The 14825-nt window shown below is 59.2% G+C and carries 12 protein-coding genes; 10 read left to right on the forward strand and 2 right to left on the reverse strand.

Annotated features, from left to right (window positions below):
- Position 1 precedes the first annotated feature (1 nt).
- Together O3648_RS00305 and O3648_RS00310 are read right to left on the reverse strand one after the other, a co-directional pair.
- A complete protein-coding gene (locus tag O3648_RS00305) occupies positions 2 to 421 on the reverse strand; it encodes a DUF4870 domain-containing protein (RefSeq protein WP_279739954.1) in 420 nt (139 codons plus the stop codon).
- Positions 422 to 683: 262 nt separating this feature from the next.
- On the reverse strand, positions 684 to 1553 hold the full coding sequence (locus tag O3648_RS00310) for a DUF3097 domain-containing protein (RefSeq protein ID WP_371567717.1): 870 nt from the start codon (positions 1551 to 1553) through the stop codon (positions 684 to 686).
- Positions 1554 to 1827: 274 nt separating this feature from the next.
- Here O3648_RS00310 and dnaJ point away from each other — a divergent pair, with 274 nt between their 5' ends.
- The 10 genes from dnaJ (at position 1828) to mshC (ending at position 14824) form a co-directional block, all read left to right on the forward strand.
- Complete coding sequence (gene dnaJ, locus O3648_RS00315; RefSeq protein WP_279754937.1) at positions 1828 to 2961, forward strand: molecular chaperone DnaJ; 1134 nt, start codon at positions 1828 to 1830, stop codon at positions 2959 to 2961.
- A gap of 126 nt (positions 2962 to 3087) precedes the next feature.
- Complete coding sequence (locus O3648_RS00320) at positions 3088 to 3861, forward strand: 16S rRNA (uracil(1498)-N(3))-methyltransferase (protein ID WP_279754936.1); 774 nt, start codon at positions 3088 to 3090, stop codon at positions 3859 to 3861.
- A 135-nt stretch (positions 3862 to 3996) separates the two neighbouring features.
- Positions 3997 to 5118 carry a PhoH family protein gene (locus tag O3648_RS00325; protein ID WP_279754935.1) on the forward strand — a complete coding sequence of 374 codons (1122 nt, stop codon included), beginning with the start codon at positions 3997 to 3999 and terminating at the stop codon, positions 5116 to 5118.
- 69 nt (positions 5119 to 5187) lie between these two features.
- Complete coding sequence (gene ybeY, locus O3648_RS00330; protein ID WP_371567837.1) at positions 5188 to 5643, forward strand: rRNA maturation RNase YbeY; 456 nt, start codon at positions 5188 to 5190, stop codon at positions 5641 to 5643.
- 9 nt (positions 5644 to 5652) lie between these two features.
- On the forward strand, positions 5653 to 7128 hold the full coding sequence (locus tag O3648_RS00335) for a hemolysin family protein (RefSeq protein WP_371567719.1): 1476 nt from the start codon (positions 5653 to 5655) through the stop codon (positions 7126 to 7128).
- A gap of 123 nt (positions 7129 to 7251) precedes the next feature.
- Positions 7252 to 8409, forward strand: coding sequence for a GTPase Era (locus O3648_RS00340; protein ID WP_371567722.1), 1158 nt, complete (start codon positions 7252 to 7254; stop codon positions 8407 to 8409).
- A 312-nt stretch (positions 8410 to 8721) separates the two neighbouring features.
- Positions 8722 to 10062: an LCP family protein gene (locus O3648_RS00345; protein WP_371567723.1), complete on the forward strand. Its 1341-nt coding sequence runs from the start codon at positions 8722 to 8724 to the stop codon at positions 10060 to 10062.
- Between the two features lie 405 nt (positions 10063 to 10467).
- Positions 10468 to 12216, forward strand: coding sequence for a 2-isopropylmalate synthase (gene leuA, locus O3648_RS00350; RefSeq protein WP_371567726.1), 1749 nt, complete (start codon positions 10468 to 10470; stop codon positions 12214 to 12216).
- Positions 12217 to 12509: 293 nt separating this feature from the next.
- Positions 12510 to 13358, forward strand: a complete 849-nt coding sequence (locus tag O3648_RS00355; RefSeq protein ID WP_279739936.1) for an undecaprenyl-diphosphate phosphatase — start codon at positions 12510 to 12512, stop codon at positions 13356 to 13358.
- A 158-nt stretch (positions 13359 to 13516) separates the two neighbouring features.
- Positions 13517 to 14824 (forward strand): cysteine--1-D-myo-inosityl 2-amino-2-deoxy-alpha-D-glucopyranoside ligase, encoded by a 1308-nt coding sequence (gene mshC, locus O3648_RS00360; RefSeq protein WP_371567729.1) that lies wholly within the window; start codon positions 13517 to 13519, stop codon positions 14822 to 14824.
- Position 14825 lies beyond the last annotated feature (1 nt).

Consider the following 14825-nt stretch of genomic DNA (forward strand, 5'->3'; position numbering starts at 1 on the left):
TTTAGGACTCAGTAGATTCTGCGTTCTCGGTGGGGTAGAAGCGGTCCAGCAGGCGGGGGTTCACACGATAGCTGTATGGCTCACCGCGGTTCACCTCAATACCGGCGCGGACAGAAGCAACCGCCATGAACAGCCACACCAGGGTGCCCAAAACCATGGCAATGTTGCCTATGCCGGGTAGGAAGGACAGCACCCACAGCACTATCAGAGCAATGGAGGGTACGAAGGTGAAGTTCATCGCTTCGCGAGCTTCCTGCTCAGCGAAGGGTGCGTTATTGCGGCTGACGTAGAAAACCGCAGCGGAAGGGATGATGCCGAGAATACCGCCGAAATGCGCGAGAGTCGCACGGTTGCGATCCTGAATCACGCTAATCTTACGGGTTTTCTGAGGCCCGGTTGCCGGGCGAACATCGTTAGTCACGAAAATCCTGGTTCGATAGAAGTTTCTTGTGGTGATCACCTAAGCTGGTGGAAATACCCTCCGAAGAGGTAAGTCGTTTGAGCGATGGTGACCCAGAGTGTAGTGACGTTGCGGCAAACCCCGCAGGGGCAATGCCACACGCTCAACCATTGTACCGCTTTAGCGGGCAAAACCCACAGGATAATGCCCTCGAGGGAAAGGTTCTGAGCAAATTCACATCTGCGCCCGCAGACGAGGGCGCAATAACGGGTTTTCGGTGCGGTTAGGCATCCGGTTCGGTCAGAAAATCGATGAGCGATTCGACCGGGCCAAGCAGCGTCGAATCCAGGTCAGCGTAGGAGTCAACGCGGGAGAGGATGTACTTCCACGCTTGCGCCACATCCGCCTGCGTTTCGTGCGGCTGACCCAGACGACGCAGCGTGCCCTTCTTGAAGTCCTCACCGCGCGGCACCTGCGGCCACGTCTTCAAACCCAGCGCTGAGGGCTTGACTGCCTGCCAAATATCGATGAACGGGTGGCCCACGATTTTCACGTGCCTGGCGGCACCCGGTACAGCCAATGCCTCCGCGACAATACGCTGCTCCTTCGTGCCCTCAATCAGGTGGTCGACCAGAATACCCAGGCGGCGGCCTGGGCCCGGCCCAAACTCGCGTATAGCACCGGCAAGATCATCCACGCCGTGTAGCGGCTCCACGACAATGCCCTCAACGCGCAGATCGTGGCCCCAGACCTTCTCCACAAGCTCGGCGTCGTGCAGACCCTCAACCCAGATGCGGGAGGCACGCGCCACCCGAGCCGGGGCATTCTTCACCGCAATAGAACCGGAGCGAGAAATCGTGCGCTTCGGCTCCTTCGCAGCTACCGGGGCGACAATCTCAACGGGCTCACCATCGATCAGGTAGCCAGGACCCAGTGGGAAGTTCTTCACACGGCCCTTCGCGTCCTCGAGTCCGAAGAAGAGAGCACCGCCGATGCGTTCAGCCTTCACGACCTCACCCACCCAGCCGTTAATATCCTCAATGAGTAGGCCGCGCTGCAGCGGTACTTTACGCGGGGCCGGCGCCTGGCGGCTCATGCGGGCGGTATTTAGATCCTGGGCACCCCAGCCGTAGGGGGAGTGGTGGGTACTCAACGTATTCTCCTTTGGGGCGGTAGGGGTAACAGGGGCGGCAGAGCCAGTAGGTCGGTGACAGCGTCGGAACAACGTGATAGAACTATGAGACGGAACCTGCAGGGGAACTCAAACGGGGTTCTGGGCGCACCGCAGATTAAGCGGATAGCGGGAGCGACCCCCATTCAGCCTAGCCATTGTATCGGGTCGGGGGTAGTATCCCCTAGAATTGATACGACCATTGTTGGCGGTGCACTCATCGAGCACCGCCATCGTCTCGCGAGGAAGGAAACGCATGAGCCACTACGATACTCTTGGCGTATCGAACGACGCCAGCGCTGAAGAGATTAAGAAGGCGTACCGAAAGAAGGCACGCCAGCTGCACCCCGACGTGAATCCCTCCGAGGACGCCGCCGAAGAGTTCAAGCGCGTCACCCTCGCCTACGAGGTGCTCTCCGACCCCGAAAAGCGCCGCAACTATGACACCACCGGCGATGAACAGGGCCGCGCAGGCTACCCCGGAGGCGGCTACCCGGGCGGCGGATTCAGCGGCTTCGGCGGTTTCGAGGACCTGCTGAACATGTTCACCGGTGGCGCGGCAGGTACCCGCGGCCCTGCATCCCGTATGCGTCAGGGCCAGGACGACCTGATTACCGTCTCCATCAGTCTGCAGGACGCCGTGTTCGGTGTTGAGAAGACCATTGAGCGTCGCTCCGCCGTGACCTGTAAATCCTGTAACGGTGAAGGAACCGCTGAAGGTACCCAGCCCGAAACCTGCACCACCTGCTCCGGTCACGGTTTCATGCAGCGCCGCGTGCAGTCCATCCTCGGTACCGTCATGCAGCAGGTCGAATGCCCTGACTGCCACGGCTACGGCACCGTCATCAAGACTCCCTGCGCCGAATGTCACGGTCAGGGACGCGTGCGTGAAGACGTACCGCTGACCTTCAACGTTCCCGCCGGCGTGCACGATCAGGCGCGTATCCGCCTGCGAGGCAAGGGCGAAGCAGGCCTGTACGGTGGCCCCAACGGCGACCTGTACGTTGACCTGAACGTCAAGCGTGACAAGTACTTTAGCCGCGAGGGCGACAACCTGGTCACCACCGTGAACATCCCCATGGTTGCGGCGGCACTGGGCACTACCATCCCGCTGAAGACCTTTGATGGCGACCAGGAAGTTGCTATCCCCGCAGGCACTCAGAGCGGTGACGTGATTACCCTCAACGGCCTGGGCGCGACCGTGCTCGGCACCGAGCGTCGCGGTGACCTGCTGGTACGTATCCAGGTGGTCACTCCCACCGACATAACCGAAGAACAGCGTGAACTGCTGCGCCAGTTCGCCGCCCTGCGCGGTGAATCCCTCACCGAAGGTTCGCAGGTCAAGCACCGCGGTGGTCTCTTCTCCCGACTGAAGGACCAGTTCAAGTAGGATTCCTACACCATGTAGTTGAGGATGCGGCGGGTGCAGTTGAGCCTGCACCCGCCGCATCCGCATTGCTACACAGCCCAATATTTCACGCTACCGGCACCGGCAAGCCGCACCTCAAGGAGAACCATGAGCGCCCCCATCTTCTACATCAGCACGGAAGAATACGACGCACTCACCCCCGGCGCCACCTACGCGCTTGGTGGCTCCGAAGGCAAGCACGCCCTCGTCAAGCGCCTTGAGCTCGGCGAACGCATTGACCTGGGTGACGGCACCGGCCGCCGCGCACTCGGTACGGTCGCCTCCATTAACGCGGACGGCGTGAGCGTGCAGGTGCAGGAGCTTTGCGAGGAACACAGCGTGCCCTCCATCTACCTGGTGCAGGCGCTCGCGAAGGACGGCCGCGACCTACTCGCCATCGAAACTGCGACCGAACTGAGCGTGTACGGTGTGCTTCCGTGGAGTGCGGACCGCTCCATCGTACGTTGGAAGGGGGAGCGCACCTCCAAGGCACACACCAAGTGGCAGAATACCGTCACCGCCGCCGCGAAGCAGTCGCGCCGCGCGCTCATTCCCGTAGTGTACGAGCTGTACAGCACTACCGACCTGGTGAAGCTCATTGAAGAAGTAGCCGGCTCTGAGCAGTCCGCCGCCGTGTTCATCCTGCATGAGCAGGCGACCGAACGCCTCAGCGCCCTGGCACGCAAGCTTGTCGAGGCAGAGAAGTTACCCGAAGAAATCTACCTGCTCGTCGGACCTGAAGGCGGTATTAGCGACCGCGAAGTGCAGCTCTTCACCGACGCCGGCGCGCAGCTGGCACTGCTCGGTGATGAGGTGCTGCGTTCCTCCACCGCCGGTTCTGCTGCTATGTGCACCCTGAACGTGGTGCTGGGTCGCTGGTAGAGCGCCGTCGATGGCGACTCCGGTAAAGTAGCCGGTAGCACCCCTCTGCTAAAACCCAGCCGGTAGGAATCCACCAGGGCGTGGCACATCACGCACATCTATACTTGTAAATACATCACTAGCCAAGGAGCCCATATGACTACCTCCCGACCTCTATCGACCGCGCGCACCGTATCTTTCAAAAGCGCTGCAGAAATGATTGCAGTTCTCGGCCCGCAGGACGCGCACCTGGCAATTATTGAGGACTACTTCGAGCAGATTAGCCTGCACCCCAAGGACCTGGACGTACTCATCACCGGCCCCTCCGAGTCCGTGAACACCGCCGCTAAGCTGCTGAACGAACTGCGCGTGCTCTCCAGCCACGACACGCAGATTACCGTGCAGGTCATTCACCGCCTCATGGGTATGCTCGGTGACGAACTGAGCAACCCGGCACATTCACTATCTACCAGCATCCTCTCTACCCGCGGCACCACGATTCGTCCCAAGACCATTAACCAGAAGAAGTACGTGGACGCTATCGATGCGAACACAGTCATCTTCGGTATCGGCCCGGCGGGTACCGGTAAGACCTACCTCGCCATGGCGAAGGCTGTGCAGGCGCTGCAGACCCACGAAGTGAACCGCATTATTCTCACCCGCCCCGCCGTGGAGGCTGGCGAGCGTCTGGGATTCCTGCCCGGTACCCTCAACGAAAAGATTGACCCGTACCTGCGCCCGCTCTACGACGCACTGCACGACATGCTCGAACCCGAAACCATCCCCAAGCTCATGGAAGCGGGCACCATTGAGGTCGCGCCGCTGGCGTACATGCGCGGTCGAACCCTCAACGACGCATTCATCATCCTCGATGAGGCGCAGAACACCACCGCCGAGCAGATGAAGATGTTCCTGACCCGCCTGGGCTTCGGCTCGAAGATGGTCATTACCGGTGACATCACCCAGATTGACCTGCCCGGTGGCGCCGCCTCCGGCCTGAAGCAGGTACGAAACATCCTTGACGGCGTGGAGGATATTCACTTCAGCATCCTGGAATCCTCTGACGTGGTCCGCCACACCCTGGTGTCGAACATTGTGTCCGCCTACGATCAGTGGGGCGAAGATCAGAAGGCCATGGAACGCAAGCGCAACCGTAAGGTCAAGCGCGCCACCATCGAGGCCGCGGCCGAGAAGCTGCTGGACCGCGCCGGCATCAACGGCGGCTCCGAAAAGAACGCAGAGAATAACACTGACAACGCCCACCCGGAAGGACGCTAAACGGTGGCAGAGATCGAATTCGACTGTGAAGACCCCGCAACCGGTGCCGACCCGGCAACCAACGCCTTCATCCGTGAATCTTTCGAAGCGGTAGATACTGAGGTGCTCACCCGCCTCGTCGAGCACGCCTTCAAGCGTATGCACCTTGCCGATGACACCTACCTGTCCATCGCCATCGTGAACGAAGACGAAATGGAACGCGTGCACATCGAATGGATGGACCTGCCCGGTGCAACCGACGTGATGAGCTTCCCCATGGATGAGATGGAACCGGGAACCCCCGAGAATCCCTCCAGCGGCATGCTCGGCGACATCATCCTCTGCCCACCCGTCGCCGCACGTCAGGGCACAGATGCTGGCCACAGCACCCTCGACGAGCTATGCCTACTCACCACCCACGGCATTCTGCACTGCCTCGGCTACGACCACGGCACCGCCGAAGAGGAAGCTGAAATGTTCGGCATTCAGCGCTCCATCCTCGAAGAGTTCCTGGGGCGCCCCGCCCCGGTCGAAACCCGACACTAGGGGAGCGGCGTGGATATTCTACTCACAGCCCTCCTTGCCGTTCTCGCGCTCTGTCTGACCGTGGTCGCCGCAATTGCCGAAACCGCGTTCACCTACCTGCCGCATAACGAAGTTGCAGAAGCAGTAGAGGCACACCCGGATACCCTCGGTGCCCGCGTCCTACAGCGCACCCTCGACGGTGGCTCCGAGGCGTACACACACCCGCTACGCCTGACCCGCCTCATTGCCGCTGCCGCCGCGGTGCTTGCCACCATGACCTGCCTACTATACTTGGTCGAGGTGCACGCACTCGCCGCCGTGCTAACCCTCGTGATCGTTGCGCTGGTGGGCTACCCGATTCTGCACGTGCTGGCACGTGCTCTAGGTCGTAACCGCCCGGTCGCGTCAATTCGTATGCTGGCGCGCCCGGTGCACTACCTGTCGGTTCTGCTGAGCCCGGCGACCGGTCTGCTCGATAAGCTCAGTGCGCGCCTGGCACCGGAACGTTCGGCGGAAGCCCCGGTGGGCGTGTTCGATGAGGAGGAGCTACGCGAGTTTCTGGACCGTGCCTCCGAGGCTGAAACCATTGAGGATAACGAAGCACAGATGGTGCAGTCCGTCTTTGAAATGGACGATACCCGCATCCGTTCGCTCATGGTTCCGCGTACCGATATGCTCACCGCCAGCCGTGACACCCCTCTGCGTGAGACGCTGAGCCTGTTCCTGCGTTCGGGTTATTCGCGTATGCCGGTGATTGGTGATTCGAGCGATGAGATTCTGGGCGTACTCTACCTGAAGGACGCGATGCGCGCCTTCATCCTGTATTCGGAGTCTCCGGAGGGTACCGCTTTGCCGACCGTGGTTGAGCTGATGCGCCCGGCTCGTTTTGAGCCCGAGTCGAAGCGTGCCATGGACCTGCTGCGTGAGATGCAGCGCGAGTCCACGCACGTGGCGATCATTGTTGACGAGTACGGCGGCACCGCCGGTCTGATTACCCTTGAGGATCTGATTGAGGAGCTGGTCGGTGACATTTCTGATGAGTATGACCATGAGAGCCCCGATTACACGCTGAATGATGACGGCACGTTCCGTCTCTCTGCTCGTCTGGGTATTGATGAGCTGGGTGAGATTTTTGGTCGTGAGCTCGACGATGAAGATGTTGATACGGTGGGCGGTCTGCTCGCTAAGCATCTGGGCATGGTGCCGATTATCGGTTCTGAAGTTGAGATTGATGGCATTCATATTCGTGCGATTGGTTCGTCGGGTCGCCGCCACCAGGTGGATATGCTGCAGGCGTGGTATGAGCCGCCTCGTGATGAGCGTCAGAACGCTGAAGGTTCCCTGACCTCTAATTCACCAGAGTCTTATTCCCTGAAGTCTGAGGTTGCTGACATCCTCACCGTGGATACCGATCCGCCCGCTGTGGCTGAGCCTCACGCGCATCCGGATCTTCCGGGAGATACTGCAGAGGCTGAACCTGCCACCGACAAGCACGGTAAGCGCTAGATATCGAATATAGACGCCGCATTTTCTACCGCACTTTGAGTCGGCTGCCCCACCCCTGAAGGCACAGGCAGATGAGATTGGCACCCCATACACCCCGCACGAGGTTTGATAAGGAGAAACACAATGGACCAGGAGTACACCCCGCTCGATTTGAGCATGCTGGACTTAAGCACCCCGCTGCCAACCTACCCGGAGAATTTCCGTTCGGGTTTTGCGTCGCTGGTGGGTCGCCCAAATGCGGGTAAATCTACTCTGACGAACGCTATGGTTGGTCAGAAGGTGGCTATCACCTCGAACCGTCCGCAGACGACCCGCCACACGATCCGCGGTATTGTACACAAGGACGAGTACCAGCTGATTCTGGTGGACACCCCGGGTATTCACCGCCCCCGCACTCTGCTGGGTGAGCGTCTGAACGACCTGGTAGCAAGCACCCTTTCACAGGTGGATGTACTGGGCTTCTGCATTCCGGCGAATGAGAAGATTGGTCCGGGTGACCGTTATATTGCCTCGCAGCTGGTGGCGTCGAGCAATAAGCCGGTGGTTGCCATTGTGACAAAGGCTGACACTGTGAGCTCTGAGGAGCTGCGTGAGCAGTTGCTGGCTGTTGAGGCGCTCGGCGAGGAAGTCATGAGCGCTGAGCGTGCGGCTCGTGCTAAGCGTGCCGCGCATCGTGCGAAGCAGAAGGCTAAGGGCCCCAAGGGTAAGGGCGGCAAGAATGATGCTGTGCCTTTCGCGAAGGGTTCGGGTCCTGCGGCTAAGCGCCGTGCCGGTGAGGTTGCTGAGCCGATGCCGGTTGACGGTAAGGGTGGCTGGGCTGCGATTATCCCGGTGTCTGCTGTAAAGCATTTCCAGGTGGATGCGGTTGCTGACCTGCTGGCGCAGTACACTCCGCTGTCGCCGCCGCTGTACCCGGAGGGTGAGCTGACCGATGAGCCGGAGGCAACCCTCATCGCGGAGCTGGTACGTGAGGCCGCCCTGGAGGGTGCGCGTGAGGAGCTGCCCCACTCAATTGCTGTAACGGTTGAGGAGATGGAGTTCCGTGAGGGCCGCCCGGAGGATAACCCGCTGCTGGATGTGCACGTAAACCTGTTTGTGGAGCGTGAGTCGCAGAAGTACATCATTATCGGTAAGGGCGGCTCGAATCTGCGCAAGATTGGTACGAAGGCTCGTGAGCAGATTGAGGCAATGCTCGGTACCCGCATTTATTTGAATATTCATGTGAAGGTTGTGAAGGAATGGCAGTCTGACGCGCGTGCGTTGAACCGCCTGGGATTCTAGTAGCTTTCCTGAGCGCATCGCCCAGAGAATTTGCTCTGCGCGGTCACCCCGAGAGGTGGCCTTCGGGGGCGGTCGCTCATCCTTAGTTTTCACCCGGTGGCTTGCATAAATATGTGCATACCTCCGGGTGAAACTTTTCGTTTTTATTCGGCGCTCATAGGGAAGAGTGTTACTCTGAGAAAGCACTTGCTCACCGGCAGAAAGAGAAAAGGTATGCCCCAGGCACCTCGTTTACGAAGCACCGGTCGTCATATGCGCACGACGGTGCTGACATCAAACCGCAATAAGTGGATTGCTCTGCTTACTACTTGCATGCTCGTCATTGTTGTTGGCTTTGGTGGCGTGGTGGCTCTACGTATGCGTAATAATCTGCATACTCAAGAGCTGAACATCAGCAATTACAAGAACGGCCTGGAGAACGGTGCCTTGGACATTCTCGTGATTGGCTCCGATACCCGTAAGGGTAATAACGGTGCGTACGGTGATGAGGATGACCGCAATTCTGAGGCTCGTGCGGACGTGATGATGCTGCTACAAATCAGCAAGGACCGTAAGAACGTGAGCGTGCTGTCGTTCCCGCGTGACCTGATGGTTGACGTGCCGCAGTGTACTGATCCTGAGAGCGGCACTGTGTATCCGGCTGAGAAGAGCGTTCAGATTAACGAGTCTCTGTCTCGCGGTGGTCCCGGTTGTACTGTGGCGACCATTAGCAAGCTGACCGGTGTGAATATTGACCACTTTATGTTGGTCGACTTTAACGCTGTGAAGGAGCTGTCGAAGGTTGTTGGCGGCGTTCAGGTGTGCGTGGACGCTCCGATTGATGATGAGTACAGTGGCCTGAAGCTTCCTGCCGGTACTTCTTCGGTTGAGGGTGAGCAGGCTCTTGCGTTCTTGCGTAGCCGCCACGGCTTCTCGGATGGTTCCGATATTGGTCGTATTCAGGCTCAGCAGGGTTTCTTGTCTTCACTGCTGCGTAAGGTGAAGCGCGAGGGTACTCTGTCGAATCCAGGTCGTCTGATTAACATTGCTGAGGCGATTACTCAGAATGTGACGGTGGATAATAACCTGAGCAATATCAGCACTCTGGTGGGTGTTGGTGCGTCTCTTGGTGGCGTGGACCTGTCAAACGTTGTGTTTGCGACTGTGCCGACTGAGCCGTGGACCCAGGATGCGAACCGCCTGCAGGTTTCTGCGGATGCTGCGAATGTGTTCCAGCGTCTGCGTGATGATAAGTCACTGAAGGAAGAGCAGGCTCCGGAGGCTCCAGCTATTTCTGCCGCTCCGGTTCAGCTCGATCATACGGTTCCGGTGAGCGTATACAACGCGACCGGTCTGGAGGGCCGCTCGGCTACAATCGCTTCGGTGGTTAAGGGCCTGGGCTACACGAACGTTACTCCGGGTACCTCTGCTAGCCCGACGAACTTCACCACGGTCTTCTACTCGACCGGTTACGAAGCGGAGGCGAAGGAAATCGCCGCGAAGCTGAACGTGACCCGTGTGGTGGCAACCGAAGAGGTTCTGGGCGTGTCGGTGACGATTGGCGCTGACTTCCCGTCCGGTGAGGCGATAGAGAAGCAGGAGGCTGCGATTGCGGGTAACGCGACCGGTCAAACTGCTGATCAGCACAAGTGCCAGACTGCTTTCGCCTACTAGGTTGTAGCTGGTAGAACATAGCGCAGATGCGTGAATATTGAGTGAAGGGGCGTAGGGCCAGAAATGGTGGCTACGCCCCTTTGTCGTTGATTCTTTCCAGATGATGGACGGCTTCCCGGGTGCCCTGCCACCGCCTCCGATCCCTGTGATAGCGTGGAAGCATGATTATTGACGGTGAGAGCACGCGCGGGGTTACCCGCCAGGCAGTGAACCTGCTGCTTATTCGCCGGAACGGGGCACGCTAGAAATCTGCCGCAACCGTTCCGGCTTTTTCACGCGGCATCTCACCTCCGCATCCTTTCTGATGCACCGCCTTGACCACTGCTGCCGGGAACCGATACCCGGCACGGTACGAGCCCCACAAGTGGGGTAGAGCGAGACGGACCAACCAACAGGAAATTCATCATGAAAAACCACCAGAAGCCCAGCCCCATGCCGGTACATAAGTACCGCCCTTTCCACGAGCAGATTGTTGTTGACCTGCCGGACCGCACCTGGCCGGATAAGGTCATTGAGAAGGCTCCGCGCTGGTGCGCAGTGGATCTGCGTGACGGCAACCAGGCACTGATTGACCCCATGGACACCGACCGTAAGCTTGCGATGTTCAAGCTGCTGGTGAAGATGGGTTACAAGGAAATTGAGGTTGGTTTCCCCTCGGCGTCGCAGACTGACTTTGATTTTGTGCGCACTCTCATTGAGGACGGCCACATCCCCGCAGATGTAACCATTCAGGTTCTGGTGCAGGCTCGTGAGCACCTGATTGCCCGCACTTTTGAGGCAATTGAGGGCGCACCGCAGGCGATTGTGCACTTCTACAACTCAACCTCCGTGCTGCAGCGTCGCGTGGTGTTCAACCAGGATCAGGAGGGCGTGCTGGATATCGCCCTGCAGGGTGCGCGCCTGTGCCGCAAGTACGAAGAGCAGATGGTCTCCGATACTAAGGTCATCTACGAGTACTCGCCCGAGTCCTTCACCGGTACCGAGCTTGAGTACGCGGCTCGCGTGGTGAACGCTGTGGCTGAAGAGCTGGAGATTGGTCAGAACGGCCGCGAGCTGATTGTAAACCTGCCCGCTACCGTTGAGATGGCTACCCCGAACGTGTACGCCGACTCGGTCGAGTGGATGCACCGCAACCTGAACCACCGTGAGCACATTGTGCTGTCATTGCACCCGCATAATGACCGCGGTACCGGCGTGGCTGCTGCTGAGCTAGGTTACCTGGCGGGCGCTGACCGTATTGAGGGTTGCCTCTTCGGTAATGGCGAGCGCACCGGTAACGTTGACCTGGTGACTTTGGGTCTGAACATGTACACCCAGGGTGTGGATCCGCAGATTGATTTCTCTGATATTGACGGTATCCGTAAGACTGTTGAGTACTGCAACCAGTTGAAGGTGCACGAGCGTTCGCCGTATGGTGGCGACCTGGTGTTCACTGCGTTCTCTGGTTCACATCAGGACGCTATTAAGAAGGGCTTTGAGGCTCTGGAGCGTACTGCTGCTGAGGCGGGTAAGACTGTGGATGAGGTTTATTGGGAGGTTCCGTACCTGCCGATTGATCCTCGCGATCTGGGTCGTACCTATGAGGCGATTATTCGTGTGAACTCGCAGTCCGGTAAGGGCGGTATGGCGTACCTGCTGAAGCAGGATCACGGTCTGGATTTACCGCGTCGTGCGCAGGTTGAGTTCTCGAAGATTGTTCAGGCTCGCACTGATGCTGAGGGTGGCGAGATGACCAGCCAGAAGCTGTGGAACATCTTCACCGATGAGTACCTGCCGGCTCCGGATCCGCAGAACCGTTGGGGTAAGTACCGTATTGAGTCGATTAATATTGATTCGGCTGATACTGGTGCGACTACTCTGCGTGTTGGCCTGAACATTGATGGTCACACGTACACTCGTACTGCTTCGGGTACAGGTCCGGTGGATGCTCTGCAGAACATCCTTTCAGGTGAGGGCATGGATATTCGCGTGATGGATTATTCGGAGCACACCATGTCGGCTTCGTCAACTGCTAACGCTGCTTGCTATGTTGAGGCTGCTGTTGGTTCTCGCGTGCTGTGGGGTATTGGCGTGGATAACTCAACGACTCGTGCGGCGTTGAAGGCGATGATTTCGGCTGTGAACCGTGCGCTGCGTGATGAGCGCCAGGCGTAGGCGATGACCGTTTATGCTTTGTACGGGGTTCACGTGTGACCGTTAACCGTGCATGATGTAAGGGGCGGGATGCATACTGGGAGTATGTATCCCGCTCCTTAGTCGTTTAGTGTGCGCAGGCATTGTGTGTATCGGCGGTTTGCGCGGCTTTCTTGAGCCGTGGATGCACCGCGGTGTACTGCTTGAACCGGCACCCTGAGCGTTTCACAGTGTGGACGGGGCGGTTTGCGGAAGTCCCACATCACCTTCCGTGAACCGCTCCGGGCGGGCGCGCCTCCTGTATCCTTGAATGCGTGGAATGGATTCAAGCAATTATTTTGGGCTTCGTTCAGGGCCTTACCGAATTTCTGCCGATTTCGTCATCGGCGCATCTGAACATTGTTGGCCAGATCCTGCCTGAGAGGGCTGACCCGGGTGCCGCGTTTACCGCAATCACCCAGCTGGGTACTGAGACTGCGGTTCTGATTTTCTTCTGGCGCGATATTGTTCGCATCCTGAAGTCCTGGTTCGGATCCTTGACCGGCCGCGTACCGCGTAACGACCCGGATGCCCGCATGGGTTGGCTGATTATTCTCGGCTCCCTGCCCATCGGCGTTCTGGGTCTGCTCCTGGAAGACTACATTGACACCCAGTTCCGCAGCCTGTGGGTTGTGGCGACCATGCTGATTGTCTTCGCGGTGTTCCTGGGTCTTGCGGACCGTTTTGGTCGTGAGCAGCGTGAGCTAAAGGACCTGACTTTCCGTCACGGTATTCTGTACGGTTGCGCGCAGGCGCTGGCACTGATCCCGGGTGTTTCACGTTCGGGCGGTACAATTACCGCGGGTCTGTTCATGGGTTATACCCGTGAGGCTGCGGCTCGTTACTCGTTCCTTCTGGCTCTGCCGGCAGTGTTCATGTCTGGTCTGTACAAGACGTTCAAGGTGTTCACTGGTGCTGAGGCGACCGGCTACTACGGTATCCCGTCGACTATCCTTGCGACTCTGGTCGCGTTCGTGGTGGGTTACCTAATGATTGGCTGGTTCCTGAAGTACGTGTCTTCGAAGTCCTACGGCATTTTCATTTGGTACCGCATTGCGCTCGGTATCCTGATTTTCGTTGGTCTGGGCACTGGCGTTCTGAACGCTACTTCTTCGGCGTTCTAATGCTTTAGCCCTCAGCGTGATATGACATACCCGTCCGTGATTTTCTCACGGGCGGGTATTCTTATTGGAGTAGATTTTTTGGCACCCGAATGCCCTGAGGCTGGGCGGCGGGTGTGGCGCGTCCACCGGTTGTGGGCGTTTTTACGGAAAGGAAACCCATGCGAGCTTGGGATGCCCCCGCCTCTGTGACTCTGCCCGGTCAGGCTGCGCTGCCGCGCATTTTTGATACTTCTGCCGGTGAGATTATTCAGGTTCAGGAGGACAAGGCGGCGAGCCTGTACGTTTGCGGTATCACCCCGTACGACGCGACGCATATGGGTCACGCCTCCACCTATGTTGCTTTTGACCTGCTGCACCGCGCCTGGCTGGATGCGGGCGTGCCGGTGACGTACGTGCAGAACGTGACCGATGTGGACGACCCGCTGCTTGAGCGTGCGACCGCCACGAACGTTGATTGGCGTGAACTGGCTGAGGATCAGACGGAGCTGTTCCGCACCGATATGAAGGCGCTGAACGTGATTCCGCCGGCGCACTATGTGGGTGTTGTGGAGTCCATTGAGTGGCTGTTCCCGCTGATTGAGGATTTGCTACGCCGCGGCCTGGCGTACCGCGTGCCCGGTTTCACGGATGAGCAGGGTGTGGTGCATCCTGACGGTGACGTGTACCTGGATTTGAAGGCTGTGCGTGAGCTGCCCGCGAACGCTGAGGGCTACTCGTGGGCACCGGGGGAGGTTAGCCACCTGAGCCGTGATGAGATGCTGGAGATTTTTGCTGAGCGCGGCGGCGACCCGAACCGTGCCGGTAAGCGTGACGCACTGGATCCGCTGCTGTGGCGTGTTAAGCGTGAGGGCGAGCCGAGCTGGGATGCCGGCGAGCTGCGCGCGGGCCGCCCCGGCTGGCACATCGAGTGCACGATGATTGCCCGCCGTTTTGTGGATGGTTCGCTGACCGTTCAGGCTGGCGGTAACGACCTGACGTTCCCACACCACGATTTGGGTGCGGGCCATTCGTGGGCTGTGTCTGCACGCCCGCACGCTAAGCATTACGCGCACACCGGCATGGTCGGTTTGGACGGCCATAAGATGAGCAAGTCCCGCGGCAACCTGGTGCTGGTTTCGCGTCTGCGCGCAGCAGGTGAGGATGCGAACGCGGTGCGCCTGGCGATTATGGGTCAGCATTACCGTTCGGATTGGTTCTGGACTGATGAGCTGCTGGAGCACGCGAAGGCTCGCCTGGACACCTACCGTCATGCGGTGTCGGTGGCTGAGGGCCGCGAGGGCGCGAGCGATGAGGCGGCGGTTGAGCTGCTGGCCGCTGTGCGTGAGGCGCTCGGCGAGGACCTGAACGCTCCGGCGGCGTTGGCGGCTGTGGATGCGTGGGCTGTGAAGGCTCTGGCGGAGACCACCGTCGGCGGTGGCGCGCTGGTGCGTGACATCCTGGCGGCACGCCTGGGCGTGGTCCTCTAAA

Origin of the sequence: Rothia sp. 27098_8_161 (assembly GCF_041432905.1) — a bacterium.
Lineage (GTDB): Bacteria > Actinomycetota > Actinomycetes > Actinomycetales > Micrococcaceae > Rothia.

Bases quoted from the DNA above. Each gene is read 5' to 3' on its own strand.
- dnaJ (WP_279754937.1), top strand. From the start codon at position 1,828: ATGAGCCACTACGATACTCTTGGCGTATCGAACGACGCCAGCGCTGAA.
- O3648_RS00320 (WP_279754936.1), top strand. From the start codon at position 3,088: ATGAGCGCCCCCATCTTCTACATCAGCACGGAAGAATACGACGCACTC.
- O3648_RS00325 (WP_279754935.1), top strand. From the start codon at position 3,997: ATGACTACCTCCCGACCTCTATCGACCGCGCGCACCGTATCTTTCAAA.
- O3648_RS00340 (WP_371567722.1), top strand. From the start codon at position 7,252: ATGGACCAGGAGTACACCCCGCTCGATTTGAGCATGCTGGACTTAAGC.
- O3648_RS00345 (WP_371567723.1), top strand. From the start codon at position 8,722: ATGCTCGTCATTGTTGTTGGCTTTGGTGGCGTGGTGGCTCTACGTATG.
- leuA (WP_371567726.1), top strand. From the start codon at position 10,468: ATGAAAAACCACCAGAAGCCCAGCCCCATGCCGGTACATAAGTACCGC.
- mshC (WP_371567729.1), top strand. From the start codon at position 13,517: ATGCGAGCTTGGGATGCCCCCGCCTCTGTGACTCTGCCCGGTCAGGCT.